This is a genomic window from Actinoplanes nipponensis (assembly GCF_016862275.1).
Taxonomy (GTDB): Bacteria; Actinomycetota; Actinomycetes; order Mycobacteriales; family Micromonosporaceae; genus Actinoplanes; species Actinoplanes nipponensis.
Window position 1 is genome coordinate 14,895 of sequence record NZ_BOMQ01000095.1, and the last position, 22,868, is coordinate 37,762.

General features: G+C 75.1%; 30 protein-coding genes. 14 read left to right on the forward strand and 16 right to left on the reverse strand.

Features of this window, described 5'->3' with window-relative positions; genetic code table 11:
• Window positions 1-22: 22 nt before the first annotated feature.
• The 4 genes from Ani05nite_RS38195 to Ani05nite_RS38210 all read right to left on the reverse strand — a co-directional run bounded on the left by Ani05nite_RS38195 (window position 23) and on the right by Ani05nite_RS38210 (window position 4,401).
• Entirely contained in the window at window positions 23-1,747 is a 1,725-nt protein-coding gene (locus Ani05nite_RS38195; protein WP_239131052.1) for a GAF domain-containing sensor histidine kinase, read from the reverse strand.
• Window positions 1,748-1,875: 128 nt separating this feature from the next.
• Window positions 1,876-2,460: a DoxX family membrane protein gene (locus Ani05nite_RS38200; protein ID WP_203776637.1), complete on the reverse strand. Its 585-nt coding sequence runs from the start codon at window positions 2,458-2,460 to the stop codon at window positions 1,876-1,878.
• A gap of 108 nt (window positions 2,461-2,568) precedes the next feature.
• Window positions 2,569-3,432: a universal stress protein gene (locus Ani05nite_RS38205; protein WP_203776638.1), complete on the reverse strand. Its 864-nt coding sequence runs from the start codon at window positions 3,430-3,432 to the stop codon at window positions 2,569-2,571.
• Between the two features lie 96 nt (window positions 3,433-3,528).
• A complete protein-coding gene (locus tag Ani05nite_RS38210; RefSeq protein ID WP_203776640.1) occupies window positions 3,529-4,401 on the reverse strand; it encodes a universal stress protein in 873 nt (290 codons plus the stop codon).
• Window positions 4,402-4,649: 248 nt separating this feature from the next.
• Here Ani05nite_RS38210 and Ani05nite_RS38215 point away from each other — a divergent pair, with 248 nt between their 5' ends.
• Window positions 4,650-5,513: a slipin family protein gene (locus tag Ani05nite_RS38215; protein ID WP_203776642.1), complete on the forward strand. Its 864-nt coding sequence runs from the start codon at window positions 4,650-4,652 to the stop codon at window positions 5,511-5,513.
• Between the two features lie 66 nt (window positions 5,514-5,579).
• Here the strand turns inward: Ani05nite_RS38215 and Ani05nite_RS38220 are convergent, their stop codons facing one another.
• The 3 genes from Ani05nite_RS38220 to Ani05nite_RS38230 all read right to left on the reverse strand — a co-directional run bounded on the left by Ani05nite_RS38220 (window position 5,580) and on the right by Ani05nite_RS38230 (window position 7,317).
• Window positions 5,580-6,380: a sigma 54 modulation/S30EA ribosomal C-terminal domain-containing protein gene (locus Ani05nite_RS38220; RefSeq protein WP_203776644.1), complete on the reverse strand. Its 801-nt coding sequence runs from the start codon at window positions 6,378-6,380 to the stop codon at window positions 5,580-5,582.
• Between the two features lie 89 nt (window positions 6,381-6,469).
• Window positions 6,470-6,952 carry a universal stress protein gene (locus Ani05nite_RS38225; RefSeq protein WP_203776646.1) on the reverse strand — a complete coding sequence of 161 codons (483 nt, stop codon included), beginning with the start codon at window positions 6,950-6,952 and terminating at the stop codon, window positions 6,470-6,472.
• The gene (locus Ani05nite_RS38230) at window positions 6,916-7,317 is read right to left on the reverse strand and encodes a universal stress protein (RefSeq protein WP_203776648.1); all 402 of its coding nucleotides are present in this window, start codon (window positions 7,315-7,317) and stop codon (window positions 6,916-6,918) included. Before Ani05nite_RS38230 ends, Ani05nite_RS38225 begins: the two co-directional genes overlap by 37 nt.
• A gap of 233 nt (window positions 7,318-7,550) precedes the next feature.
• On the opposite strand from Ani05nite_RS38230, the gene Ani05nite_RS38235 reads away from it, so the two are divergent.
• On the forward strand, window positions 7,551-8,213 hold the full coding sequence (locus Ani05nite_RS38235; RefSeq protein WP_203776718.1) for a phosphoribosyltransferase: 663 nt from the start codon (window positions 7,551-7,553) through the stop codon (window positions 8,211-8,213).
• A gap of 172 nt (window positions 8,214-8,385) precedes the next feature.
• On the opposite strand, the gene Ani05nite_RS42045 is transcribed toward Ani05nite_RS38235, so the two are convergent.
• On the reverse strand, window positions 8,386-8,835 hold the full coding sequence (locus Ani05nite_RS42045) for a nitroreductase/quinone reductase family protein (protein ID WP_307836745.1): 450 nt from the start codon (window positions 8,833-8,835) through the stop codon (window positions 8,386-8,388).
• Here Ani05nite_RS42045 and Ani05nite_RS38245 point away from each other — a divergent pair.
• Window positions 8,834-9,709, forward strand: a complete 876-nt coding sequence (locus Ani05nite_RS38245) for a universal stress protein (RefSeq protein WP_203776652.1) — start codon at window positions 8,834-8,836, stop codon at window positions 9,707-9,709. The two genes, Ani05nite_RS42045 and Ani05nite_RS38245, sit on opposite strands and share 2 nt — an antisense overlap.
• A 46-nt stretch (window positions 9,710-9,755) precedes the next feature.
• Here the strand turns inward: Ani05nite_RS38245 and Ani05nite_RS38250 are convergent, their stop codons facing one another.
• From Ani05nite_RS38250 to Ani05nite_RS38260, 3 genes are read right to left on the reverse strand one after another with little or no spacing between them, the layout of a single operon-like run.
• Window positions 9,756-9,935 (reverse strand): hypothetical protein, encoded by a 180-nt coding sequence (locus Ani05nite_RS38250; RefSeq protein ID WP_203776654.1) that lies wholly within the window; start codon window positions 9,933-9,935, stop codon window positions 9,756-9,758.
• Window positions 9,932-10,846 carry a universal stress protein gene (locus Ani05nite_RS38255; protein ID WP_203776656.1) on the reverse strand — a complete coding sequence of 305 codons (915 nt, stop codon included), beginning with the start codon at window positions 10,844-10,846 and terminating at the stop codon, window positions 9,932-9,934. The genes Ani05nite_RS38250 and Ani05nite_RS38255 overlap by 4 nt, the downstream gene beginning before the upstream one ends.
• A complete protein-coding gene (locus Ani05nite_RS38260) occupies window positions 10,843-11,037 on the reverse strand; it encodes a DUF1918 domain-containing protein (RefSeq protein WP_203776657.1) in 195 nt (64 codons plus the stop codon). The genes Ani05nite_RS38255 and Ani05nite_RS38260 overlap by 4 nt, the downstream gene beginning before the upstream one ends.
• 336 nt (window positions 11,038-11,373) lie before the next feature.
• On the opposite strand from Ani05nite_RS38260, the gene Ani05nite_RS38265 reads away from it, so the two are divergent.
• Window positions 11,374-12,372: a zinc-binding alcohol dehydrogenase family protein gene (locus tag Ani05nite_RS38265; protein ID WP_203776658.1), complete on the forward strand. Its 999-nt coding sequence runs from the start codon at window positions 11,374-11,376 to the stop codon at window positions 12,370-12,372.
• 18 nt (window positions 12,373-12,390) lie between these two features.
• Here Ani05nite_RS38265 and Ani05nite_RS38270 read toward each other — a convergent pair whose 3' ends face one another.
• Both Ani05nite_RS38270 and Ani05nite_RS38275 read right to left on the reverse strand, forming a co-directional pair.
• Window positions 12,391-12,903, reverse strand: a complete 513-nt coding sequence (locus Ani05nite_RS38270) for a flavodoxin family protein (RefSeq protein WP_203776659.1) — start codon at window positions 12,901-12,903, stop codon at window positions 12,391-12,393.
• A gap of 14 nt (window positions 12,904-12,917) precedes the next feature.
• Window positions 12,918-13,811 carry a class I fructose-bisphosphate aldolase gene (locus Ani05nite_RS38275; protein ID WP_203776660.1) on the reverse strand — a complete coding sequence of 298 codons (894 nt, stop codon included), beginning with the start codon at window positions 13,809-13,811 and terminating at the stop codon, window positions 12,918-12,920.
• Between the two features lie 181 nt (window positions 13,812-13,992).
• Between Ani05nite_RS38275 and Ani05nite_RS38280 the strand changes: the two genes are divergently transcribed.
• From Ani05nite_RS38280 to Ani05nite_RS38295, 5 genes are all read left to right on the forward strand, one after another.
• A complete protein-coding gene (locus Ani05nite_RS38280) occupies window positions 13,993-14,454 on the forward strand; it encodes a peptidoglycan-binding domain-containing protein (protein WP_203776661.1) in 462 nt (153 codons plus the stop codon).
• A gap of 121 nt (window positions 14,455-14,575) precedes the next feature.
• Complete coding sequence (locus Ani05nite_RS42050; RefSeq protein WP_275410717.1) at window positions 14,576-14,710, forward strand: hypothetical protein; 135 nt, start codon at window positions 14,576-14,578, stop codon at window positions 14,708-14,710.
• 25 nt (window positions 14,711-14,735) lie between these two features.
• Window positions 14,736-15,038: a 2TM domain-containing protein gene (locus Ani05nite_RS38285; protein WP_203776662.1), complete on the forward strand. Its 303-nt coding sequence runs from the start codon at window positions 14,736-14,738 to the stop codon at window positions 15,036-15,038.
• A 67-nt stretch (window positions 15,039-15,105) separates the two neighbouring features.
• Complete coding sequence (locus tag Ani05nite_RS38290) at window positions 15,106-15,600, forward strand: Crp/Fnr family transcriptional regulator (RefSeq protein ID WP_203776663.1); 495 nt, start codon at window positions 15,106-15,108, stop codon at window positions 15,598-15,600.
• A gap of 102 nt (window positions 15,601-15,702) precedes the next feature.
• Window positions 15,703-16,512 carry a universal stress protein gene (locus Ani05nite_RS38295; RefSeq protein ID WP_203776665.1) on the forward strand — a complete coding sequence of 270 codons (810 nt, stop codon included), beginning with the start codon at window positions 15,703-15,705 and terminating at the stop codon, window positions 16,510-16,512.
• A 65-nt stretch (window positions 16,513-16,577) separates the two neighbouring features.
• On the opposite strand, the gene Ani05nite_RS38300 is transcribed toward Ani05nite_RS38295, so the two are convergent.
• From Ani05nite_RS38300 to Ani05nite_RS38310, 3 genes are all read right to left on the reverse strand, one after another.
• Complete coding sequence (locus Ani05nite_RS38300; RefSeq protein ID WP_203776666.1) at window positions 16,578-18,113, reverse strand: DUF4389 domain-containing protein; 1,536 nt, start codon at window positions 18,111-18,113, stop codon at window positions 16,578-16,580.
• Between the two features lie 128 nt (window positions 18,114-18,241).
• On the reverse strand, window positions 18,242-19,816 hold the full coding sequence (locus tag Ani05nite_RS38305) for a glycoside hydrolase domain-containing protein (protein WP_203776667.1): 1,575 nt from the start codon (window positions 19,814-19,816) through the stop codon (window positions 18,242-18,244).
• 87 nt (window positions 19,817-19,903) lie between these two features.
• Entirely contained in the window at window positions 19,904-20,134 is a 231-nt protein-coding gene (locus tag Ani05nite_RS38310) for an SHOCT domain-containing protein (protein WP_203776668.1), read from the reverse strand.
• 206 nt (window positions 20,135-20,340) lie between these two features.
• Here Ani05nite_RS38310 and Ani05nite_RS38315 point away from each other — a divergent pair, with 206 nt between their 5' ends.
• From Ani05nite_RS38315 to Ani05nite_RS38335, 5 genes are all read left to right on the forward strand, one after another.
• On the forward strand, window positions 20,341-20,802 hold the full coding sequence (locus Ani05nite_RS38315; protein ID WP_203776669.1) for a universal stress protein: 462 nt from the start codon (window positions 20,341-20,343) through the stop codon (window positions 20,800-20,802).
• A 166-nt stretch (window positions 20,803-20,968) separates the two neighbouring features.
• On the forward strand, window positions 20,969-21,499 hold the full coding sequence (locus Ani05nite_RS38320) for a universal stress protein (RefSeq protein ID WP_203776670.1): 531 nt from the start codon (window positions 20,969-20,971) through the stop codon (window positions 21,497-21,499).
• 118 nt (window positions 21,500-21,617) lie between these two features.
• Complete coding sequence (locus tag Ani05nite_RS38325; protein ID WP_203776671.1) at window positions 21,618-21,890, forward strand: hypothetical protein; 273 nt, start codon at window positions 21,618-21,620, stop codon at window positions 21,888-21,890.
• Window positions 21,891-22,054: 164 nt separating this feature from the next.
• On the forward strand, window positions 22,055-22,327 hold the full coding sequence (locus Ani05nite_RS38330; protein WP_203776672.1) for a dsRBD fold-containing protein: 273 nt from the start codon (window positions 22,055-22,057) through the stop codon (window positions 22,325-22,327).
• A gap of 10 nt (window positions 22,328-22,337) precedes the next feature.
• A complete protein-coding gene (locus Ani05nite_RS38335) occupies window positions 22,338-22,865 on the forward strand; it encodes a DUF2202 domain-containing protein (protein ID WP_203776674.1) in 528 nt (175 codons plus the stop codon).
• Window positions 22,866-22,868: the final 3 nt, after the last annotated feature.

A 22,868-nucleotide genomic window follows, 5' to 3' on the forward strand; every position in this document is an offset into this window, starting at 1 on the left:
CCGCAGGGTCGAACGGCCCCTTTCACCCGTCGAGGGCGACCCGCCAGGTCAGCACCGTGCCGGGGCCCGCCGGCCGCGGCCGGATCTCGAAGGTGCCGCCGAGGTCGCGGGCCCGCTCGCCCATGTTGACGACGCCGCCGCGGGCCAGGCCCGGGTCACAGCCGACCCCGTCGTCCTCGACGCTCAGCACGACCTCGCCGCCGGCCACCCGGACGGAGAGACGGGCGTCGGTGGCGTGGGCGTGCCGGACGATGTTGGACAGCGCCTCGCGCACCACCGCCAGCAGTTCCGGCTTGATGTCGTCGGGGATGGCGCTGTCCACCGGACCGGACGTGTCCAGCGCCGGCCGGAAGCCCAGCGTCTCGGCCGCCGCGTCCACCGTGTCGCGCAGTTCGGCCCGCAGCGAGGGGCCGGTCGGGGTGCGCAGCTCGAAGATGGAGCGGCGGATGTCGCGGATGGTGGCGTCCAGGTCGTCGACCGCGGCGTTGATCCGCTTCGCCGCGTCCGCCTTGGCCGCGTACGGCAGGGCGCCCTGCAGGTGCATGCCGGTGGCGAACAGCCGCTGGATCACCACGTCGTGCAGGTCGCGGGCGATGCGCTCGCGGTCCTCGAGCACCACGATCTGCTCGCGTTCCTCCTGCGCCGCGGCCCGGGCCAGGGCCAGCGCGGCCTGGCCGGCGAAGGTGGACAGCAGCACGGCCTCCTCGTCGGTGGTCGGCTGACCGGCCGGCTGGGTCACGATGAGCACACCGTGCAGCGTGTCGGCGTCGGCCAGCGGGACGGCGAAGGCCGGGCTGTCGGGCACCTTCGCGGGCCACTGCAGGGCGGCGCTCAGGTCGTCGACGATGCGGTACTTCTCGCGCCCGAACTCGGCGGCCTCCGCCGGGTCCACCGGGACCGGCTCGCCGATGAGCCGGCGGCAGGCGGGGTCGCGGCCCTCGGCCACCTCGACGGTGTACCGGGCGTTGTCCTCGTCGTACAGCATGACCAGGACCAGGTCGGCGCCGGCGACCTCGCGCGCCCGCCGCGCGATGAGCCGCAGCGCCTCGGTGCGCCGCACCGCGCCGACCAGCACGCCGGTGATCTCGGCGGTCGCGGCGAGCCAGCGTTCCCGGCGCTGGGCCACCGCGAACAGCCGGGCGTTGTCGATGGCCACGCCGGCCGCGGCGGCCAGCGCCACGACGATCTCCTCGTCGTCGTCGCCGAACTCCGCGGCGCCCTGCTTGTCCGCGAGGTACAGGTTGCCGAAGATCTGGTCCCGGGTGCGGACCGGGACGCCGAGGAAACTGTGCATGGGCGGGTGGTTCGGCGGGAAGCCGTACGAGTCGGGGTGCCGGGTGATGTCGGGCAGCCGCACCGGCCGGGGGTCGGTGATGAGCAGGCCGAGGACGCCGCGGCCGTGCGGCAGGTCGCCGATCCGGGCGTGCCGGGCCGGGTCGATGCCGTGGGTGATGAAGTCGGCCAGGTCGGTGCGGTCGGCGCCGAGCACGCCCAGCGCGCCGTAGCGGGCGCCGGCCAGCGTGCACGCCGCCTCGACGATGCGCCGCAGGGTGCTGCGCAGGTCGAGGTCGGTGCCGATGCCGACGACCGCGTCGAGCAGCGCGCGCAGCCGTTCCCGGCTGGCCAGCACGTCGCCGACCCGGTCGAGCATCTCGTGGAGCAGTTCGTCGAGCCGCACCCGGGAGAGCTCGGTCAGCCCGAGCGACGGCGGGTCGAGCCGATCCTGTGCCGGGCGTCGTTCGGCCATGCCGTCAGGGTAGACCGCACGGAGGATCCACGGAACCGGTCATTTGGGACGATCATGGGCGTTGTACGTACCCAGGCACGGAACTGCCTGGCCGGAGCACCGGCCAGGCAGGAGCGGACGGATCGGGGTCAGATGAGCCAGCGGTTCTTCTGCACGAAGGGCAGCTGCGCCCACCAGCGGCCCAGGCCCCAGGTGTGCCCGGCGTAGGTCAGCGCCAGGACGATCACGCCGACACCGTAGATGAAGTGGTAGTCGGTGATCGGGTTGTTCGAGCCGCTGGGCTCGCCGGCGCTGGTGGTCTTGGCCAGCGGCCACTCCGCGGCCCACATCATCGCCATCATCAGGGCGGCGGCGCCCGCGGCGATCCGCATGCCGATGCCGAGGATCAGCGCCACGCCGATGCCCAGCAGGCCGAGCATGAAGGCCCAGTCGGCCCACGCGTCGCCGGCGATGTTGTGGAAGAAGCTCTGGAACGGTCCGACCTCGACGCTGGACAGGAAGCCCTTGGTGGGCGAGCCGCCGTTGATCCAGGCGCGGGCGTCCGGGGTTCCGTAGCCGAAGCCGAAGGTCTTGTCCAGGAACGCCCACAGGAAGACGAACCCGGTGGAGATGCGCAGCACGGCGAGGGCGCGGGCGGCGGTCTTGGTGAGCATGGAGCCGGGCGCCTCGACGTGCTCGAGGGTTGCCGCGTGGCTCCGGCCGGTGGTGGTCATCGTTCCTCCTCAGTCCTTTTCTCTACTGGCCAGAGTGCCCTGCCCGGCGGGGTGACACCCGGGTCCAAGACCCTGAACGGGCCGGGTCGAAAGTCCCGCTCTGCCCGGTCACTTCCGCTCGTGCACCACCGCCACGGTGCAGGCGGCATGGCGCAGCAGGTGCTGGCTGACCGAGCCGAGCAGCATGCCGCGTACGGCGCCGCGCCCGCGGCTGCCGACCACGAGCAGCTGGGCGTCCGTGCTGGCCTCGGTGAGTGCGGCGGCGGGGTGCTCGACCAGGGCCTCGACGGAGATGTCGAGGTCCGGGTGCTTCTCCCGCCACCCGGCGACCAGCTCGTCCAGCGGCCGGCGTTCGGCCGCGGTCACCGACCGGGTGACCATCGGGGTGTCCTCCCACAGCCCGGTCACCGGCGCGAAGGCGCGGATCACCCGCAGCGGCACCCGGCGGGCCACGGCCTCCTCGACGGCGAAGCCGAGGGCGAGCTGCGCCGAGCCGGAATCGTCCACGCCGGCGACGATCGGCCCGCCGGCCTCCGGTTCGCCGCGCACCACCACCACCGGGCAGTGGGCATGGCCGCTCACCGCGACGCTGACCGAGCCGAGCAGGCCGACCACGGCGCTGTGCCCGCGGCTGCCCAGCACGATGAGGCCGGCCTCCTCGGACCGGCCGATGAGGGTGAGCGCGGCGCTGTTGTTGACGATCGAGATGTCGGTGCGCACCGACGGGTGGCTCTCCTTGGCCAGGGCGACGGCCTCGTGCAGCGCGCCCTTGATGGCCCGGTCGGTCTCCCCGTCCGGCCAGACGGCCGGAGCCGGCACCGTGGAGGCGGCCGGCGCCCAGGTCGGCCACTCGTAGGCGTAGAAGAACTCGACCGGCGCGCCGGTGCGGACCGCCTCGTCGAGGGCCCACCGGGCGGCGGCCCGGGCGTCGGGGGAGCGGTCGTAGCCGACGATGATCTTTCGGGCGGTCATGATGGCGTCTCCGTTCTGTGCGGTGTCGCCGGACGCGGCCCGGGGCCGGGCATCCGGTGCGAGGCCGGCCCGGCGGCTGCCGGGCCGGCGGGGGTCTCACGCCGGTCGCGGGCGGGTGATGAGGACCGGGCAGGCGGCGTGGTGCAGCAGCTGCAGGCTCGCGGAGCCGAGCAGCGCGCCGGCCAGCGCGCCGTGCCCGCGGCTGCCGACGACGATCAGGCGGGCCTGCCGGGACGCCTCGACCAGCGCCAGGGAGGCGCCCTCGTGGGTCAGGACGGTGCCCACCGGTACGGCGGGAAACCTGGCCCGCCACGGCACGAGCTGTTCCTCCAGCTGGGCCCGCTCCTGCGCGTCCTGTTCGGGCGTCTCGACCGCCGCCGCCGGCACATCGACCAGCCACAGGGGGATCACCGGGAGGTACGCGCGCACCACGGTCACCGGGCACTGCTGCTCGGCGGCCGCGGTGAAGGCGGCGTCCAGGACGAGATCCGCGGCCGGGGAGTCGTCCACGCCGGCGACGATCGGCCCACCGGCCGGGCCGCCGCGCCCGCGCACCACCACCACCGGGCCGGGCGCGTGCGTGGCGACGCGCTGGCTCACCGAGCCGAGCAGCAGGCCGGCGAAGCCGCCCCGGCCGCGGCTGCCCAGCACCAGCCGGTCCGCATCCTGCGCGGCCTCCAGCAGCCGGGGCACGGCGTGTCCGACGAGGACGTCGGTCCTGATGGCGATGTCCGGCGCGAGCGCCCGGGCCCGGTCGAGGGCGGTGGCCACGATCCCCTCCGCGAACGTGCGGGCCCGGTCGGCGTACTCGGCGCCGGCCGGGGAGCGGGTCTGCTGCCGGTCCCAGTCGAAGGCGTGGACGATCCGCAACGGCCGGCGCCGGCGCTGGGCCTCGTGGGCCGCCCAGTCGACGGCGGCGTTGCTGTACTCGGTGCCGTCGGTACCGACGGCGACGGCTGCGGTGCTCATGGCCGTACCCCTCTCGGCTGCACCCTCCATCGTCGAGCCGGCCAACCGCGCGGACGAGGGCGGCAGGTCCGCTACCGGGGGGCCGAAGGTCCCGCGAGGGGTGTCGGGAGTGGCGCGGACTGCGCCCGGCGGCGCGCCGGTGACCTTCGGCCCTGTCCGCGCGCGCCGGGCCGGCGGACCGTGGAATCGGCGTGCGCGCCCGCCGGGCAGCCGGCCCCGTGGGCCGCGGCCGTGCGGAGGTTTATGCGATGAACACCCTCACCACCACTCTGGTCGTCGTGGGCGTCGCGGTGCTCGTGGTGCTGGCCCTGGCCCTGCGCATCGTCAAGCAGTACGAGCGCGGAGTGCTGTTCCGGCTGGGACGGGTCATCGGCGTCCGGGAGCCCGGGCTCCGGGTGATCATCCCGGTCATCGACGTGCTGCGCCGGGTGTCGCTGCGGATCGTCACCATGCCGATCCAGTCGCAGGGCATCATCACCAGGGACAACGTCAGCGTCGACGTGTCCGCCGTGGCCTACTTCCGGGTCGTCGACGCGGTGAAGTCCGTGGTCGCGATCGAGAACGTGCACGCGGCCATCAACCAGATCGCGCAGACCACCCTGCGGAAGGTCGTCGGCCGGCACACCCTGGACGAGACACTGTCCGAGACCGACCGGATCAACGCCGACATCCGCGAGATCCTCGACGTCACCACCGTCGAGTGGGGCGTCGAGGTCACGCTCGTGGAGCTGAAGGACATCCAGCTCCCCGACGCCATGAAGCGGGCGATGGCCCGGCAGGCCGAGGCGGAGCGGGAGAAGCGAGCCAAGATCATCAACGCCGAGGGCGAGTCGCTCGCCGCCGCGGCGCTGGGCGACGCGTCGGACACGATGATGGCCCACCCGCTGGCCCTGCAGCTGCGCAACCTGCAGTCGCTGGTGGAGATCGCGGTCGACAAGAACTCGACCGTCGTCTTCCCGGCGCCGCTGATGAGCACCATCGGCGAGCTGGGCGCGTTCCTGGCCCGCGAGGCGGACGCGGCGCAGGCCGCCCGCCCGGGGGAGCGGCCGGCCGACCGGGCGCCGGCGGGCCTCAACGGCAGCGCCGGACCCACCGTCACGACGAAACTCTGACCGTCCCACCACGGAACGGCCGGTGCGGGTGAACCACCCGCACCGGCCGTTCCGCTCCGGCGGTTGTCACCACAGCGACCGGAGCAGCCCCAGGGTGCCGTCGAACCGGCGGTACAGCACGGTGGCGCGCCCCGAGCCGACGCCGGCGAAGGCCAGGAAGGCCGGCCGCATGCCGTCCAGCGCCCGGATCGCCTCCGGCAGGGTCAGCGTCGGCAGCCGGGACGGCGGCCCCTGCAGCGGCACGCCGCCGGAACCCGCCGGCAGCAGCTCCGGACGGACCGCCACCAGCCGGAAACCGGCGGCGCCGGCCCGGACCACGACCGTGTCCTGGCCACTGGCCTCGTCCACGTACAGGTGGAAGTCGTAGTCGCGCAGGTCCATGGTGAACGCCGCGGCGCCCACGTCGTGCACGGCCAGCGGGTACGCCTTGTGCCGGGTGATCTGGCGCGCCCGGCCGCTGCCCTGGACGGCCGGCGCCGACGCCCGGGCCGGGCGCCGGTCCCACCGCTCGTCGACGAAGGACGGCGGCCCCGGCTCGCTGCCCGACAGGCGCCGGCGCAGGCGGCGGATCCGCGGCGCCAGGGCGGCCACGACGCCGTCGACGGCCGCCGGCACCGCGCGCGCGGTGCTCTGGGCCCGGACCAGGCGGCCGTCGATCTCGACGTTGACCTGGGCGACGGCGAAGGCCTCGCGGTCCCCGCCGCGGTACTCGGCCAGCTTGACCCGGACGTGTCCGGCCTCCGGCGCCGACCGCAGGGTCCCGGCGAGCGCCGCGCTCACCCCGGTGATGTCCTGCGTGGTCACCGGCCCCCGGACGAGGATGTCCACGTCCCGGTCGGCGGCGACGGCGGTTCTGAATCCCGGCATCCGCACCTCCCTGTGCCGGTTCACTCTGAGTGACACGAAGATCACCTACAAGGGGCCGAAAGTCCCACTCGGCCCCCCTGCGCGCGCTGTCAGGGGGCCGACGCCGCGGCCGGGCTCTGCTCCGCCGGGTCCACCGGGGCGGTGACCAGCGTCCGGACCAGGACGAGGGGCGCGCTGCTGTGGTGCAGCAGCGTCTGGGCGACCGAGCCCAGCAGGCCGCCGTAGCGCTGCCGGCCGCGGGCGCCGACGATCAGCAGACCCGCCTGCGCCGACTCCGCGACCAGCGCGGCCGCCGGATCGTGCGGCAGGACCCGGGTCCGGGCCCGGATCCGGTACTTGTCCTCCCGCACGCCGACGAGGTCGGCGAGGTGACGCCGCTGGTCGTCCCCGCCGCCCCCGCCGGCCCGGACCACGACCAGGCCGGCGCCGCTGCGCGCGGCGGTGTCGAAGGCGAAGTCCAGCGCCCGCTCCGAGGCGGAGGAGCCGTTGACGCCCACCACGACGCAGCGGCCGGGCGGATGGCCGGCCCGCGCGATCAGCACCGAGCAGGCGGCGCGGGCGGCGACGTGCACGGCGCTGGCGTACGTGGGCAGACAGTCGCGGACAGCCCGCCGTCGCCGATGGCGAGCAGGGCGGCGGCGCGGGCCTGCCGCAGCAGTGTCGAGCCGGGCGCGCCCTCCAGGAGCCGGGTGCCGACCGGCAGGCGGGCGGCCACCTGCCGGGCGGCGATCACGGCGCGTTGGAGCAGGTCATGGGCGGTCGCGCCGGGATGCGCGTCCGTCTGCGCCGGGCTGCCCGGCAGCCAGTTGAAGGCGTGCACCACCTGCAGGGGCAGGCCGTACAGCGACGCCAGGCCGGCGGCGGCGCGCACCGCCGACATGCTCGACGCCGAACCGTCCACGCCGACGACCACGGGGTTCACGACCGATCGCTGCATCCGGCTCACCTCCGCCACTGGTTCGCCCTCCATCGTGGCCCAATGCGCGGCGGCCGGCAGGGTCGCCGGACAGCAGATCGCCGGGGACGCCTCTGCCGGGCACCGGCAACGATCAGCGCCGGAACGGGTCGTTCGGCCCTGCTCGGCGAGCCACCGGCGGCGTCCGATGGACATGGTGCCGTCGCGGCGCCGGCGGCCGCGGTGACGCGGCGGCCGGATGAGGGATCGGAGAGATCATGGCATTCCGGGACGGGGCCGACGCCGGCCGGCGGCTGGCCGGCGCGCTCACGCAGCTGAGGGACGACAACGTGGTGGTGCTCGGCCTGCCGCGCGGCGGGGTGCCGGTGGCGGCCGAGGTGGCGCGGGAGCTGCGGGCCCCGCTCGACGTGATCGTGGTCCGCAAGGTGGGGGTGCCGTGGCAGCCCGAGCTGGCCATGGGCGCCGTCGGCGAGGGCGGCATCGGCGTGGTCGACGCCGGCGTGACCCGGCTGACCGGAGTGGACCCCCAGCAGGTCCGGGCGGCGCAGGCCGGCGCCCGGGCGGAGCTGCGGGACCGGGCCCGGGCGTTGCGGGGGCACCGGCCGCCGGTGGACCTGACCGGCCGGACCGCGGTCATCGTCGACGACGGTGTCGCGACCGGCTCGACCGCCCGGGCGGCGTGCTGGGTCGCGCGCCTGCAGGGCGCCGTCCGCGTGGTGCTGGCCGTCCCGGTCGCGCCGCCGGACGCGGTCCGGGCCCTGTCCGAGGTCGCCGACGAGGTGGTCTGCCTGCTCGAGCCGGCGGACTTCGGCGCGGTGGGCCGCTTCTACGACGACTTCCGGCCGGTCCCCGACGCCGAGGTCCTGGATCTGCTCGACCACGCGTCGCCCGGCCGCCGCAGCGGCCGCCCCGGATAGCGGCCCGCGGGCGGGCCCGAGGTCCGGCGGGTCACCCTGGAACCGCGCGTGGTCGTCGGGCTGCGCCAGCGGGTGACGGTGGACGAGATGAGCACCTTCTTCGCCCACGCCGTTCCGGCCGTGGCCGGCGAGCTCGCCCGAGTGGGCGGCCGGCTGGCCCGCCGGTCGCGGTCTACCGCTGGTTCCTGCGGTGCGGGCTGCCCGCGCCGGACATGATGGGGGAGGAGTACCTGGCCGGGGCGGCCCGCAGCACCCGCTGCCAGCAGGCGGCCGCCTCCGGCCCGCCGAGCTGCTCCGCGCGTACCGCCAGGGTCCGGCCCTCGACCGCGACCCGGGCCCGGGGCTCGGCCATGAGGTTGAAGTACCAGCCGGGCCGCGCCGGCAACCCGCTGTTGGCGGCGACGACGATCATGCCTCCTCCTGGCCGGTGCACCGGCCGGCGGGCTTCCTCGGTACACACCCGGACGGCCCCCCTCCGGCAGAGGCCGACGGCCCCGCCGCGGGAAGGGGACCGATGGCCGCCCCCGGGTGACCTTGGCCTCGCGCGGCGCGGGTCCGCGGGGACGACCATGGAGGGGGGACCGACGGTCCCGTCGCCAGGGGAGAGGCAGGAGCCGGCCATGACCACCGCACCAGTGCGACTGATCCTGGGCTACGACGGATCGCCGCAGTCCACCGCCGCGATCGACGCCGGGGCGGCGCTGTTCCCCGGCGCCCACGCGTGGGTCGCCCACCTGTGGACCCCGCCGTTCGCCAGCGAACCGCTGCGCCGGCGGCTGTGGACCGGCACCCGGCACCTCGACGAGTTCGTCGCCGCGGTGGAGCGGGAGGGCGAGCGCGAGGCCGAACGCCTCGCGGCCGGCGGTGTGACGCTGGCCCGCGCCGCCGGCTGGACCGCGGAGCCGCTGGTGCGGCGTACCTACGGCGGCGAGGGACTGCAGTTCGGTCAGCTCGCCGCGGAGCTGGACGCCGACCTGCTGCTGCTCGGCTCGCGCGGACTGGGTGGCACCCGGGCCCTGCTGGGCAGCGTGTCCGACCTGGTGGTGCACCACACCCCGTGCCCCGCGCTGATCGTTGCGCACCCCCTGCTGGCGGCCGAGTCGGCCGCCCTGGCCGCCGGCCCGGTGCTGGTCGGCTGGGACGGCTCGCCCGGCGCCGCCCGCGCGGCCGACACGGCGAGCCGGCTCTTCCCGGAACGCGAGATCGTGCTCACCGCCGTGGACCAGCCGGCGCCGGACGCCGGCCGCGAACTCGATGTGGTCCACGTCGGCAGCCGGCGCGAGGGATCGGCGTCCGCCGTGGCCGAAGCCCTGAGCGGGTACGCCCGCACCCGGGCGGCCGCGGCGATCGTGGTCGGCTCCCGCGGCCGGTCGGTGGTGCGGGAGATTCTGCTCGGTTCCGTGGCCATGGCGACGCTGCACCACGCGCACCGGCCCGTCCTGGTGGTGCCCTCCGACGAACCGCCGCCGGCTCAGGACCCGCCGTCCGGCCGGTAGCACCCGGTGGGCGGGTCCGGAGGGCGGCGGTCGTGACGTCCCCGGTTCAGCAGGCGCCGCTCGAACGCCGGCTCCGGCGCCCGCCGCGGGCGTTGCTGCCCAGCGCCCCGATGAAGTCGATGGCCAGGCAGACGAACAAGGCGGTGCCCCAGCTGTTCCAGGGACCCCACGAGGCGACCTCCGGGGTGCCCTGGACGAGCCACACGATCAGCCAGATGACGGTCACGGCGGGCCTCCCTCGCGGGTCCGTACGGCGTCCCGGACCGGCCGGGCCACGACGACCGGGCAGGCCGCGTGGTGGATCAGGTGCTGGCTCACCGAGCCGAGCAGCAGCCCGGCCACGCCGCCGTGGCCGCGGTCGCCGACGACGACGAGCTGGGCCGTCCGCGAGCGCTCCACGAGCACCTGCCGGGCGGGGCCGCGGATCACCTCGCGGCGCACCGTCAGGTCCGGGTACCGCCCGGCGATCCCGGCCAGCGCCTCGGCCAGCACCCGTTCCTCCTCCTGGTCGCCCGACCAGGCCTCGTAGGACATCGGCAGGGTGTCGTTGAGCTCGGTGCCGGAGTTGCCCGTCCACCCGTGCACGGCGACGAGCTCGGTGCCGCGCAGCACGGCCTCCTCGACGGCGACGTCGAGGGCCCGCATCGAGACGGCGGACCCGTCCACCCCGGCCACGACCGGGCCGGCGCTGTGGCGGTCGCCGCGCACGACCAGCACCGGGCACGCCGCGTGGGTCGCCGCCTGCACGGCCACCGAGCCGGCCAGCAGCTCGGTGAAGCCACCGAGCCCGCGGTCGCCCAGCACGAGCAGGGCCGCGTGCCCGCTCTCGTCCCGCAGCACCTGGCCGGCGCCGCCGTTGCGGACGTGCGTGGTGGCCGGGACGTCGGGCGCGAGCTTGGCGGCCAGCCGGGCGGCCTCGGCCACGATCTCGTCGGCCTGGTCGCGGAACGCCCGCAGGGACGGTCCGGCCAGCCCGGGCGTCGCCGCGGTGCCCACGGTCGGCCAGACGAAGGCGTGCACGATGTGCACCGGGCGGTGCCGCAGCACCGCCTCGGCGGTGGCCGCCTCGACCGCGTCGAGGCTGCGCCGGGAGCCGTCGACGCCCACGACGACCGGCGCGCCGGTCACGGCGGTCATGACGACGTGGCCGGTTCGACGTGGGCCTGCGGCCCGGGGAAGATCAGGGTGGTGCGGCCGTCGTCGAGCCAGCGGACCTCGTACGGCGGCGAACCGTCGTCGTGGCGCAGGGCGGTGACGACGGCGGTCCGGCGGCCGTCACCGAGGTGGGTGCCTTCGAGAATGAGCCGGTCACCGATGTGGGCCTTCATGGCGAGCCTCCCGTCGCGCGATCCGGACCGGGTCCGGTCGTGGCGCCCACCGGCTGCTCGCCTCGGGCCGGCCGGTGCCCGTCCTGACGACGGTGGGTCTGATGGGCCGTGGCCGCATCCTCGTTCGTCCGGCCGCCGCGGTGCCGGTGGGCATCCGGTGGGCGTCAGGGCCAGCATCGCCCCGGCGGCGCGCGGCGGACAGGGCCGTTGGTCCCGCATCCGGCCGGCCGCCGCGTACCGCGCTGCCGGCCCCGCCCGGGCCGACCGGCCCTGGCCCGGCGGCCGGCGCGGGGTCAGCATGGACGGCACGCGCGCCGGCGAGGAAGGACGATCATCGTGCAGGCATGGCAGGTACGGTCACCGGGTCCCGACGTCGCGGGGTCGCTGCGCCGGGTGTCCCTGCGGGTGCCCCGGCCGGCGCCCGGCGAGCTGCTGGTGGCGGTGGACGCCTGCGGGGTCTGCCGGACCGACCTGCACGTGGCGGCCGGGGAGCTGCCGGTGCACCGGCCCGCGGTCGTGCCCGGCCACGAGGTGGTGGGTCACGTCCTGGAGCTGGGGGACGGCGTCACCGGGTTCCGGCCGGGGGACCGGGTCGGCGTGGCCTGGCTCCGGGAGACCTGCGGCGCCTGCCGCTACTGCCGCCGCGGCGCGGAGAACCTCTGCCCGCGGTCGCGGTACACCGGCTGGGACGCCGACGGCGGCTACGCCGACTGCACCACCGTGCGGGCCGACTTCGCGTACGCCCTGCCGGACGGGTACTCCGTCGCCGAGCTGGCCCCCCTGCTCTGCGCCGGGATCATCGGCTACCGCGCGCTGCGCCGGGCCGACCTGCCGCCGGGCGGGCGGCTCGGCATCTACGGCTTCGGGGCCTCGGCGCACCTCACCGCCCAGGTGGCGCTCGCGCAGGGCGCCCGGGTGCACGTGCTGACCCGGTCGTCGCAGGCGCAGAAGCTGGCCCTGGAGCTGGGCGCGGCGTCCGCGGGCGGGGCGTACGACGCGCCGCCGGAACCGCTCGACGCGGCCGTGCTCTTCGCGCCCGTCGGCGACCTGGTCCCGGTGGCGCTGCGCGCGCTCGACCGGGGCGGCACGCTGGCGGTGGCCGGGATCCATCTCAGCGACATCCCCGCGCTGAACTACCAGCGGGAGCTGTTCCAGGAGCGCACGCTGCGCAGCGTCACGTCGAACACCCGCGAGGACGGCCGGGCGCTGCTCACCTTCGCCGCCGGCCACCGGCTGACCGTGGTGGTCAGCCCGTACCCGATGGCGCAGGCCGGCGCCGCCCTCGCCGACCTGGCCGCCGACCGGGTGAACGGCGCGGCCGTCCTGCTGGCCTGAGGCCGGCCGGCGCCGCCCTCAGACGGTGTGGCGGTCGGCCGTGAGGGCCGCCGCGAGCGCCGTTCCCCATTGCCGGGCGGTCTCCGGCTCCTGCCCGCCGAGCGGCCCGGTGGTGCCGCCGACCAGGAACGACCGCGCGGGTTGGACGATCCGGCAGCCCAGGCGGCGCAGACGCCGCTGGATCCGGCGCGCCGAGCCCGGCAGCAGCGGCTTGTCGATCTTGGTGTCGAACGCCGCGGCCGGCAGGCCCGCCAGCTGCGGCGAGCAGTCGAGGTACTCGCGCACCCCGACCGCGGTGGCGCCGGGCCGGACGTGCGCCTGCTGAGCGGCCTGCTCGCGGGTCGACGGCCGGCTCATGCCGAACGCGTGGGTCGGTCCGCCGATGACGAGCAGGTCGAAGTCCAGCGCGCGCGGCATGGTGCCGACGTCGGCCAGGGTCACGTCGAGCATCCCGGACAGGCCGTCGGCGATCGCCCGGGCGACCTTCTCGGTGTTGCCGAACATCGACTCGTAGACGACCAGCGCCTTCATGACTACTTCTCCCTTCAGGATGCCGGGTACTTCGCGAGGATCTCGCGCAGCCGGTCCACGAAGCGCAACGACTCGTCGTGGTCGCGCTGCCACACGTTGCGGCCGAAGATCAGGCCGGTGGCGCCGGCGGACATGGACTGCTCCGCCTTGGCGATCATCACGTCGTCGCCGGCCCGGGACCCGCCCGAGACCAGCACCATGGTGCGGTTCGCGGCCTGCACGACCGCGTCGATGGCCTGCTGGCTGCTGAAGTCGGCGGTGTACGGCTCGGGCACGTCGGTGTGCTTCTCCGGGTGCGGGAAGTTCACCTTGACGACGTCGGCCCCCAGCTCGCTGGCCGTCCGGGCGGCGTAGTGCACCGCGTAGAACGAGTCCTTGCCGCCCTTGTGCTCGATGGCCTCACCCCGCGGGTACGCCCACACGATCAGCGGCATCCCCAGCCGCTGGGCCTCCTGGCGCACCACGCGGTACTGGGCGAAGTCGGCGTCCTGGGCTGGCGAACCGACGTACAGCGTGTAGCCGACCGCGTCGGCGCCCAGCCGCACGGCGTCCTCGACGGAGGCGTGCAGCGGGGAGAGCGCGCGGTTGTCGGCCGGGATCTCCGTCTTGCCGTTGAGCTTGAGGATCAGCGGGACCTCGCCGGCGTAGTCCCAGTAGAACTTCTCGGCCAGTCCGATCTGGAGCGCGATGCCGTTGAAGCCGCCCTCGAGCGCGAGCTTGAGGATGTACCGCGGGTCGGAGGCGAGCGGGTCGGCGAAGAAGTCCCGGGGCCCGTGCTCCAGGCCCTGGTCGTACGGCAGGAACAACGCGGTGCCGTTGCCCAGCCCGTGCTGGTGGAGGATGCGGTGCAGCCGGGCCTTCTTGCCCGCGCTCAGCCCGCAGTCGGCCAGGCTCAGCCGTGTGGTCATGGCAGTTCTCCTTCCTCTTCAGCGTCCACTCTCGTCGCCGGCGGGGACCTGACCCAGGGCCCGACGGCCCGTCCTGCCGGGAGGAGCGGCACAGAGGGGGCCAACGACTCTGCCCGGGTGGCGCCCGCGTCGCTACCGTGCCGGTCAAGGCACCTTCCCAGCACAAAGGAGGCAGGTCGACATGGCAGGCACATTGCTCCCCTGGCCGATGGTGCGTCAGGGAGACAAGGAGCACCCGGTCTTCACGCTGCAGTATCTGCTGCGGGCCCGTGGGAAGACCGTCACGGTGGACGGGATCTTCGGTCCCCGGACCGAGGCCGCCGTCCGCGAATGGCAGCGGCAGAAGAGCATCGCGGTGGACGGGATCGTCGGTCCCCACACCTGGGGGACGCTGATCATCGAGGTCCGCAAGGGCGACAAGGGCGATGCCGTCCGGGGCGTCCAGGAGGAGTTCCGGTACCGCGACCTGTCCGGTGACCCGGCGAAGGGTCTCCAGGTCGACGGCGACTTCGGGCCGAAGACCGACGCCGCGGTGCGGGCGTTCCAGACGGCGATCCACGCCGACGTGCCGTCGATGGCGGTCGACGGCATCGTGGGCCCGATGACCTGGCAGGCGCTGGTCAGCGGGATGCTGTCGTTCTAGATCCACGGGGACCGCCGGCGGCCGGGTCTTTCGGCCCGGCCGGACGGTGCCGCTGCCTCTGCCGGCGCCCCGCCGGCGGCGCGAAGATCGAATCAGGTCCGAGAGCTTGGGAGGTGTCGCCATGTCGTGGCTCATCGTCGTGGTCCTCGCCGTGCTGGCGTTGCTGATCGTCGCCGGGCCCGTGCTCGAGGACCTGATCGACCGGGTCTGGCCGCCCGGACCGGGTCCGGCCGCACGTCGTGCGCACAGAAGATGACCGACTCGCACGGGAGGGCAGTGCCATGCGCACCTATCATCCGGACGGCGTGACCCCGCAGGACGACGAGGACGGCCTGCGGCAGTTCGCCGTCGATCAACTCCGCAAGAAGCGCGATCTGCAGGCTCACCTGCTCGCGTACCTGCTGGTGAACGCGTTCCTCACCACCGTCTGGTTCCTGACCGACGCCGGTGGCTTCTTCTGGCCGGTGTTCCCGCTGTTCGGCTGGGGCATCGGGGTCGCGTTCCACATCTGGGACGTCTACGCCCCCGCGGAGCCGGCGGAGAGCCGCATCCAGGAGGAGATGAAGCGTCTGCAGCACCACTGACAGCCGTTGTTCACCGCAGCAGAACGGGCCGGCAGACGCTGCCGGCCCGGTGTTCAGGAGGGCCGTCATGGCACCGTTGTCCGTCTTCGACCTGCTCGTTCTGCATCCCTTCCTGAGCGATCTCCCGATGGGACTGCTGCAGGGCCTGGCGGCGCACGGCCGGCCCGTGCTGCGGCACACCGGCTACCGGCTGTTCCGGGAGGATCATCCGGCCGACCGCTTCTGGCTGCTGCGCTCCGGCGTCGTCGCCCTCGACTTCCACGTGCCGGGCCGCGGCGACATCGTCATCGAGCGGGTCGGCGCGGACAGCGTGGTCGGCTGGTCCTGGCTGGTGCCGCCGTACCGGTGGACGCTGGGGGCGGTCGTCGCCGAGGACTGCCAGGCGATCGAGTTCGACGCCGCCCGGGTGCGCCTGCTCATCGGCGAGCACCCGGAGCTCGGGCGGGAGCTCACCACGCGGTTCCTGACCGTCATGGGCCACCGGCTCCAGGCCGCCCGGCACCGGCTGGTCGAGCTGTACGCCTATCCCGATCATCCGGCCGGCGCCTCCGGCCCCGGCTGAGCGTCCCGGGACCTGGGCTTCCCGCCGACGGGACCTCTGGCCCTGCGCGCCGGCGCGCGCCCGCGGTGTGCTGGAAGGAGATCCAGTCATCGGGAGGCTTCGATGTTCAGGAGCATCATTCCGGCGCCGGGGCCCGCGCCGGTGGCACAGTCGGCGGCCGGGGCGGTCGTCGTCGGCGTGGACGACTCGCCGGCCGGGCACACCGCCGTGGTCCACGCGGCCATCGAGGCCGAGCTGCACCACCGGGACCTGCGGCTGCTGCACGTCCAGCCGGCCGGCGGCGCCGGGCTCTCCGCCCGCGACCACGGCGCCCGCCTGCTCGAACGAACCACCGAACGGGTGCGCGCCTGCGCTCCCGCCGTCGCGGTCTCCGGCCACCTCGCCTTCGGCGCGGCGGCCACCGTTCTGCTGGCCGAGCTCGCCGACGACGACCTGGTCGTCCTGGGCGACCGCAGCGGTCCGGCCCACGCCGCGTTCGGACTGTGCATCGGGGAGCGGGTGGCTGCCTGCCATCGTGGCCCCGCGCTCGTGGTCCGGCTGCCCGGCCTGCTGCCCCGCCCCGGACTCGCCGACCGGCCGATCGTCGTCGGCGTCGACGATCCATCGCGCGTCACGCCGGCCCTCGACTTCGCCCGCACCGAGGCGCGGCTGCGCGGGTGCGAGTTGGTCGTCCTGCACGCCGCGGGGGACGGGCCGGTCCCCCCGGGCCGTCGGGAGGGCCCGGACGGGGTGCGGGTGTACCACCACGCCGTCGCGGGCGAGCCGGCCGCGGCCCTGCTGGCCGCCTCGGCGGACGCGGCGGCCCTGGTCGTCGGCCGGCACAGCGGCGACGGAGCGGCCACCCCGCTCGCCGGCCCCGTCTGCCGGGCGCTGGTCCGCGGCGCCGCCTGCCCCGTGTTCCTGATCGGCTGAACCGCCCCGAACGGACGACGGAGAGACCCGGGCGGGTCTCTCCGTCTGTCACGGTGTGGCGCCACCTACGGGGCGGCCACGACCGCCGGAGGCGGCGGCAGGTACTGCGGGGCCGGCGGCCCGTTCTGCGGCGGCCCGTTCTGCGGCGGCCCGTTCTGTGGCGGCTCCACCGGCGGTCCCGCGGCAGCCGGCGGTCCACTGTGCCGGCGGCCCAGCGCGACACCGCCCAGCACGATGAGGCCGAGGCCGAGCACGGCCAGCACGATGCCGGCGGCCAGCAGGCCGCCACCGAACGCGGTCAGGTCCGGGATCTGCGCCGAGGCGCGGACCCGGGTTCCCACGTTCACGGTGCCGTCGCTGTTGGCCAGCACCACGGTGTAGTTGCCGTCCGTGGCCTGCCACTGCAGGGTCGCGTTGTCCGCGCCGGTGCTGGAGGCCAGCCAGAACGTCTGCTCGGCCGGGGCCGGCACGGCCCGCACGGCTCCGGCCGTCCGGTCGTAGCGGACCGCGTCGTCCGAGACCCCGACGATGGTGTCCCGGGCCGTTCCCGACAGCCACGACTCGACGTCGCCCTGGCGGGCGATGCCGACGAACACCGGCTTGCCGGTCGTGCTCGCCGTGGTGATGCGGACGCCACCGACGTCGGAGAGGTTGCGGGCCCAGAAGTCCCCGCCCTCGATCGTGATGCCCTCGGCGGTGATGGCAGCGGTCGAGCTGGTCGTCTGCACGACCGGGCTGGTGACGTATCCGGAGCTGTCGCGCATCCCGTCGAGGGCGAGCAGCGCGATACCGGCCGCGCCGAACCCGGCCGCGGGAGCCAGCAGCACCGCGCCGGCCACCAGGGCGCTGACGGCGCCGGCCGCGGAGCCGCGGGGCGCGCCGTCCGGCCGCGCGGCGACGGCCTGGGCGGTCGGGTGGGGTTCCCCGGCCCGCGCCGGCCCGGTCGGGTCGTCGTCGGGTTCGCGGTCGCCCTGATCCAGGCGGAACGGCGGGTAGCGGGGGGTGAGCAGGGCGACGTACGCGGTGACCCGCAGGCTCCAGCGGGTCACGCCGACGAGCAGGTCGTAGAGCCCGCGCGGGTAGCGGGCGGTGAACAGCAGGCTCAGCCCGGCGATGAGCACACCCACCGTCACCAGGCCCAGCGGCACGGACGTGGTGGTGTCGCCGGTGTCGAAGGTCCAGGTGGCCGCGCCGCCGAGCGCGGCGAGCAGCAGGACGTGCGGCACGGCGAGCAGCCAGGCGACCAGCGGCAGCCAGCGCGGCGGCGGGGCGGTCTCGGCCAGCTCGAGCCGCGCCGGGTAGTCCGGCACGTCGGCGAGCGTGAACGGCGGGTACCGGTCGGTGCCGAGCGCCTGGTAGCCGTAGTAGGTGACCCGCCAGCTCCAGCGCAGCACCCCGAGGTCATAGGCGCGGATCGCGGCCGGGTACCTGCCGGTGACCAGGACCGCCAGGTAGGCGCAGAGCGTGAGCACGACGAAACCCACCCAGAGCACGGCCAGGACGATGTAGTGCGGGAGGAGCAACACCCACTTGACGAGCCACAGCCACCGGCTCAGCGTCTCGTCTCGGCGTGCCTCGACCCGCAGCGGATAGCGGTTCATGACACCTCCTGAAGGTTTCCCCCTCAGCAGATCGTGGGCCCCACGGCACCGGCAGAGTCCGACGGCCCGACCGCGGGCGGCAAAGGTCCGGCCCGGACCCCGGCGGTCCGGACCGGCCTCCGCGCTGCTCAGGCCACGGGGGCGAGTCCACCGAAGCCGGTGGCGATCTGCACGCCCGCGCGCAGCGCGCTGCCGGTGCCGCGGTAGAGGAGCAGCCGGCCCGTGGAGGTCTGCACGGCCACCAGGTCGGTCCGCCCGTCCCGGTCGAAGTCGCCGGCGCCGAGCACGTCACGCATCCCGCCCCAGCCGGTCCCGATCTGGCGCCGGGCGGCGAAGCCGGTGCCGCGGCCCGGGTAGAGGTAGAGCACGCTGGTCGAGGTGTTGCGCGCCACCAGATCCGCAGAGCCGTCGCCGTCGAAGTCGCCGGGACCGGTGAGCTCGCTCATCGCGTTCCAGCCGCTGCTGCCGACCTCGACCCGGGCGCCGAGCCGGACACTGCCCCGCCCGGGATACAGGAAGAGCTTGCCGTCGCTGCTCCGCACGGCCAGCAGGTCCGGCGTGCCGTCCCGGTCGAAGTCGCCGGCGCCGGTGATCTCGCGCATGCCGGTCCACTGGGTGCCGATGCGCGTGCGGGCGCCGAGCCCGGCGCCGGTGCCTGGATAGAACCAGAGGTCCCCGTTGGAGCTCTGCCGGGCCACGAGGTCCTCGTGGCCGTCGCCGTCGAGGTCGCCGATCCGCACGATCGCGTTCATCGCCGTCCAGCCGGTGCCGAGGCTGCGCCGGGCCGCCGTGTCGACGAAGCTGCCGTTGCCGGGGTGGACGGACAGGACGCCGGTGCTGGTCGCCCGGGCGAGCACGTCGGACCAGCCGTTGCCGGTGAAGTCGGCGAAGCGGGCCGGCGGCAGCGGCGCCAGGTCCAGGTAGTCGTTGTCGATGTTGATGGTGACGCCACCCCAGGTCTCGTCGTGCCCGCCGCGGTACTGCTTCATCCGGCGGTGCGGCGCCCAGTAGCCGGCCGGGATCGCCGGGTCCGACACGGTGGCGACCCCGTCCCAGCGGGCGAAGTCGAGGTAGTCGGGGCGCGCGTAGCCGACGGCGTCGTAGGTGGTCACCTGGTCGGCCACGCCCGAGCCCATGCTGCCGTAGAAGCCGGACAGGTAGCCGCGGTCGTGCAGCCGCGCCGTCCAGGCGCTCAGGAAGGACAGCACGCCGGTCCGGCAGGTGGCGTCGTCGGTCCGGTACGCCTCCATGTCGTAGATCAGCGCGCTCTCCGGCGCCAGGCCCAGCGCCGTCGCCTGGGTGACCGCGTCGTCGGCGGCCGCCCGGCCCTGCGCGGCGGCCTGGGTGTTGTCGATGAGGTTCTTCTTGTTCGACGTGGTGCACGACGCCTGCGGTCCGACGTAGAGCGGGACCAGGTGCCAGCCGGCCGCCTGCTGCTCGGTGACCCAGTCGGCGGTGAGCTCGGGCTGGGCGCACCCGCGGTTGTTGCCGCCGAAGTAGATCCCGACCGCCCGGTACGGCGAGGCCAGCCAGGCCGTCATCGTGGCGCTCGGGGGAGCGGTGCAGGCGTCGAAGCCGGAACCGGTGATGGTGCCGGGCTGGCCGCCGGGCGCCGCCGAGGCGGCCGGGCCGGTCAGGGCCATCGGCGCGGCGAGCACCAGGACCGCCAGCGTGCGGCGCACCGTCGGGAGCATGCCGTCCATAGGTCACCACCTCTATGGGGATCCCTCGATGGCATCAACTCCGGTGCCGGCCCGGACAGGGCCGAAGGTCCCCTCCCGGCGACCGGCTCAGCGCCGCCCGGAGCGCAGCGTGCGCAGGCGCTGCTCGTACTCCTCGGCGTCGATCTCACCGCGGGCGAAGCGGTCGGCCAGAGTCCGCTCGGTCCCGGCCGGCGGCTCCGCCGCGCCACCGCGGTCCCGGGCGGCGATCACCACCGCGGTGAGCACCAGTCCGGTCAACGCGACGGCCAGGACGATCAGGATCCAGCCGGCTCCCAGGCCGTTTCCGGAGGACATCATGGCGTCGGTCCCTTCTGCCGTGCTGCGCCCATCGTCCGGCCGGGTGCGGCGGCCGGCACGGGCCGAAGGACCCGACCTGCCGGCCGGGCGCCGGATGGCCGCGGTACGGGCATTTCGACCCTGGGCGGACCGCCACCCGGGGCCCATGGTGAACAGGGGAGTCCGGGCCGGGCGCCCGTGGCTCCCCGAGCGATGGGAGGCACGTCATGGCGCAACGAGAAGGACCGAACAACAGCGATGTCCGCGACACCGACATCGTGGTGGGCGTGGACGGTTCCCCGTCGTCGCAGGCGGCGCTGCGGTGGGCGCTCGGACAGGCACGACGCGCCGGCGCGCGGGTGCAGGCGGTGACGACCTGGGAGTTCCCGGCCTACTACGGCATGGGGATGGTGTTCCCGTACGAGGACCTGTCGGGCACCGCCGGCAAGACCCTGAGCCAGTCGGTGCAGGAGGCGCTGACCGCCGTCGACGCCGACGTCCCGGTGCTGGAGACCGTGGTGGCCGGGCACCCGGCCCAGGTGCTGATCGACATGTCGGCCCACGCGGCGCTGCTCGTGGTGGGTTCGCGCGGGCACGGGGCCTTCACCGGCACCCTGCTCGGCTCGATCAGCCAGCACTGTGTGCACCACGCCCGCTGCCCGGTGGTCGTCGTCCGCGGCAAGGTCTGACCGACCGGCGCCGGGGCCGCACGGTGATGACCGAGGACCCGGCGCCACAGGCCGGACGGCCCCACCGGCGCCGGCGTCGGCGCGGCATCCTTGACCCGGGCCGGGCGAGAACACAGCACAGTGGACCGCCGGGCCCCGGCAAGGGGGCAGCAAGATGTCAACCGTCATGCTGACACCACTCGAGGATCCGCCGCGCCCGGCGCCCGCCGGCCGCCCGCTGACCGTCGCGGGCCGATCGCCCGGGGTCCCCACCGGACCGGTCGTCGTCGCGCTCGACGACGACGGCAATCCCGCGGCGCTGCTGCGGCATGGCTGGGCGGTCGCCGAGGCCTCGGCGGTGCCGCTGCGCGTGGCCTACGTCTGGTCGGACTGCCGGCCGCCCGATTGCGCGCACCACCGGACCTGCCACCACGACCTGGCGGAGGCGGACCGGCTCCTCACCGCCCTGGTCGACGCGAACCTGAGTGTCGAGGCGGCCGCGCGGGTGGAACGCGACGTCCTGCACCACCCGGATCCGGTCGAGGCGCTGATCGCGCTCAGCGCGGCGGCCTCGATGCTGGTGATCGGGGTCTCCAGCGATCGGCCCGGACCCGCGGACGAGCTGGGCGCCACGACCCGGAGGCTGCTGGGGCGCACCTGGTGCCCGCTGGTCGTCGTGCCGCACCACCAGCTGTCGGCCACCCGCCTGACCTGGTGACCGCGGCGCGTCCCGGAGGGCGCGCGGCCGAGCCCGACCGGCCCGGAGCGATGGGTCGTCGGGCCCTGCCGGGCTTCCCGCCACCGCATCGAAGATGGTGCCTGAGGGGGTGATCAGGATGATCCTCGTAGCGCTGGTCACGATCGCGATGGTGCTCTTCCTCGTGGTGACCGCCTGGTCGGCTCTCCGCGAGCCGGTACCCGACGACGGGACCGCGGCCGAGGAGTCCGGGCCGGACCCGGCCGAGCCGAAGCCGGAGACGCTGGAAGGCGTGCTCGTCCGGCAGCTGATGGCCGACGAGATCAGCGGGCCGCAGTACCGCCGGGCCATGCAGCGGCTGGCCGAGCGGGACGCCGACCGCCATCCGCTGACCCTGCCCCCGCCGGGCTGACCTCCGCCGGCCCGCCCGGCGGGAACCGGCGGGGACACTCGGGACCAATGGCACTGCATCCCGCGCGCCCGTCGCGCTGTGATGGAGGCGAGGGGAAGGCCCCGGCCGGGCCGGCCGAACGGCCCGGCGTCACGGTGGTCCCGTCGTGCGAAGGAGGCTCCGCCATGGCCGGTGCGCGTACCTGGACGGTCGAGATCACGATCACCGAGCACGAGGACGAGCGCCGGACCCATGCGGCCGCGGTGCTGCGGGGTGTCCGCCCGTACCTGCGCGGCGAGGGCGAGGCCTACCGGCGGCCGTCCGACCGGGAGGTCCCGGAGGTCGGCGACGAGTTGGCCGCTGCCCGGGCGCTGGCCGACCTCGCGTCCAAGGCGCTCGACGTGGCCACCGGCGACGTCGAGCAGTTCAGCCACCGCCACGCCCGGTTGCTCGCTTGAGGAGGCTGCCATGTCGCAGCGGGAGAACACGCCGGTGCTCGACCAGCCCTGGCGGGACCGGGCGGGATTCTGCGGCGTCGAGGTGCTCGACCAGCCCTCCGGGCCGATCGCCCTGACCCAGCGCGCCCACCTGCGCGCCCTGGCGGTACGGATCAAGATCGTGCACGACCTGCTGGCCGCCTTCGCCGACGAGCACACGCCGTTCCCGGTCGAGCTGCTCGCGGCGCAGACCCGGGAGCTGGTCGCCGTCCGGCTGCTGCTCGAGCGCTACGCGGCTGGCGACCCGGGCACGCACCTGGCGCCCGGGGTGTTCGCCGACCCGGCGGCCCGGCGCGACTACGAGCGGCTGCTGTCGCTCGGCCGGTCGGGCCGGTCCGCCGCCCTGCACGTGATCGCGGCGGCGCTGCGGGAGACCGTCGAGATCCTGGAGCCGATGCTGCCCGGCCTGCGGGCCCCGGACGTGCGCAACGTGTACTTCCAGCTCGCCGCCTCGTCGCGGCGTCAGCTGCGCATCGTGCAGGCGTGGAGCGACCGGTAGCGG

Bases quoted from the DNA above. Each gene is read 5' to 3' on its own strand.
- Ani05nite_RS38195 (WP_239131052.1), bottom strand. From the start codon at position 1,747: ATGGCCGAACGACGCCCGGCACAGGATCGGCTCGACCCGCCGTCGCTC.
- Ani05nite_RS38200 (WP_203776637.1), bottom strand. From the start codon at position 2,460: ATGACCACCACCGGCCGGAGCCACGCGGCAACCCTCGAGCACGTCGAG.
- Ani05nite_RS38205 (WP_203776638.1), bottom strand. From the start codon at position 3,432: ATGACCGCCCGAAAGATCATCGTCGGCTACGACCGCTCCCCCGACGCC.
- Ani05nite_RS38210 (WP_203776640.1), bottom strand. From the start codon at position 4,401: ATGAGCACCGCAGCCGTCGCCGTCGGTACCGACGGCACCGAGTACAGC.
- Ani05nite_RS38215 (WP_203776642.1), top strand. From the start codon at position 4,650: ATGAACACCCTCACCACCACTCTGGTCGTCGTGGGCGTCGCGGTGCTC.
- Ani05nite_RS38220 (WP_203776644.1), bottom strand. From the start codon at position 6,380: ATGCCGGGATTCAGAACCGCCGTCGCCGCCGACCGGGACGTGGACATC.
- Ani05nite_RS38230 (WP_203776648.1), bottom strand. From the start codon at position 7,317: ATGCAGCGATCGGTCGTGAACCCCGTGGTCGTCGGCGTGGACGGTTCG.
- Ani05nite_RS38245 (WP_203776652.1), top strand. From the start codon at position 8,834: ATGACCACCGCACCAGTGCGACTGATCCTGGGCTACGACGGATCGCCG.
- Ani05nite_RS42045 (WP_307836745.1), bottom strand. From the start codon at position 8,835: ATGGCCGGCTCCTGCCTCTCCCCTGGCGACGGGACCGTCGGTCCCCCC.
- Ani05nite_RS38255 (WP_203776656.1), bottom strand. From the start codon at position 10,846: ATGACCGCCGTGACCGGCGCGCCGGTCGTCGTGGGCGTCGACGGCTCC.
- Ani05nite_RS38260 (WP_203776657.1), bottom strand. From the start codon at position 11,037: ATGAAGGCCCACATCGGTGACCGGCTCATTCTCGAAGGCACCCACCTC.
- Ani05nite_RS38270 (WP_203776659.1), bottom strand. From the start codon at position 12,903: ATGAAGGCGCTGGTCGTCTACGAGTCGATGTTCGGCAACACCGAGAAG.
- Ani05nite_RS38275 (WP_203776660.1), bottom strand. From the start codon at position 13,811: ATGACCACACGGCTGAGCCTGGCCGACTGCGGGCTGAGCGCGGGCAAG.
- Ani05nite_RS38280 (WP_203776661.1), top strand. From the start codon at position 13,993: ATGGCAGGCACATTGCTCCCCTGGCCGATGGTGCGTCAGGGAGACAAG.
- Ani05nite_RS42050 (WP_275410717.1), top strand. From the start codon at position 14,576: ATGTCGTGGCTCATCGTCGTGGTCCTCGCCGTGCTGGCGTTGCTGATC.
- Ani05nite_RS38285 (WP_203776662.1), top strand. From the start codon at position 14,736: ATGCGCACCTATCATCCGGACGGCGTGACCCCGCAGGACGACGAGGAC.
- Ani05nite_RS38290 (WP_203776663.1), top strand. From the start codon at position 15,106: ATGGCACCGTTGTCCGTCTTCGACCTGCTCGTTCTGCATCCCTTCCTG.
- Ani05nite_RS38295 (WP_203776665.1), top strand. From the start codon at position 15,703: ATGTTCAGGAGCATCATTCCGGCGCCGGGGCCCGCGCCGGTGGCACAG.
- Ani05nite_RS38300 (WP_203776666.1), bottom strand. From the start codon at position 18,113: ATGAACCGCTATCCGCTGCGGGTCGAGGCACGCCGAGACGAGACGCTG.
- Ani05nite_RS38305 (WP_203776667.1), bottom strand. From the start codon at position 19,816: ATGGACGGCATGCTCCCGACGGTGCGCCGCACGCTGGCGGTCCTGGTG.
- Ani05nite_RS38310 (WP_203776668.1), bottom strand. From the start codon at position 20,134: ATGATGTCCTCCGGAAACGGCCTGGGAGCCGGCTGGATCCTGATCGTC.
- Ani05nite_RS38315 (WP_203776669.1), top strand. From the start codon at position 20,341: ATGGCGCAACGAGAAGGACCGAACAACAGCGATGTCCGCGACACCGAC.
- Ani05nite_RS38320 (WP_203776670.1), top strand. From the start codon at position 20,969: ATGCTGACACCACTCGAGGATCCGCCGCGCCCGGCGCCCGCCGGCCGC.
- Ani05nite_RS38325 (WP_203776671.1), top strand. From the start codon at position 21,618: ATGATCCTCGTAGCGCTGGTCACGATCGCGATGGTGCTCTTCCTCGTG.
- Ani05nite_RS38330 (WP_203776672.1), top strand. From the start codon at position 22,055: ATGGCCGGTGCGCGTACCTGGACGGTCGAGATCACGATCACCGAGCAC.
- Ani05nite_RS38335 (WP_203776674.1), top strand. From the start codon at position 22,338: ATGTCGCAGCGGGAGAACACGCCGGTGCTCGACCAGCCCTGGCGGGAC.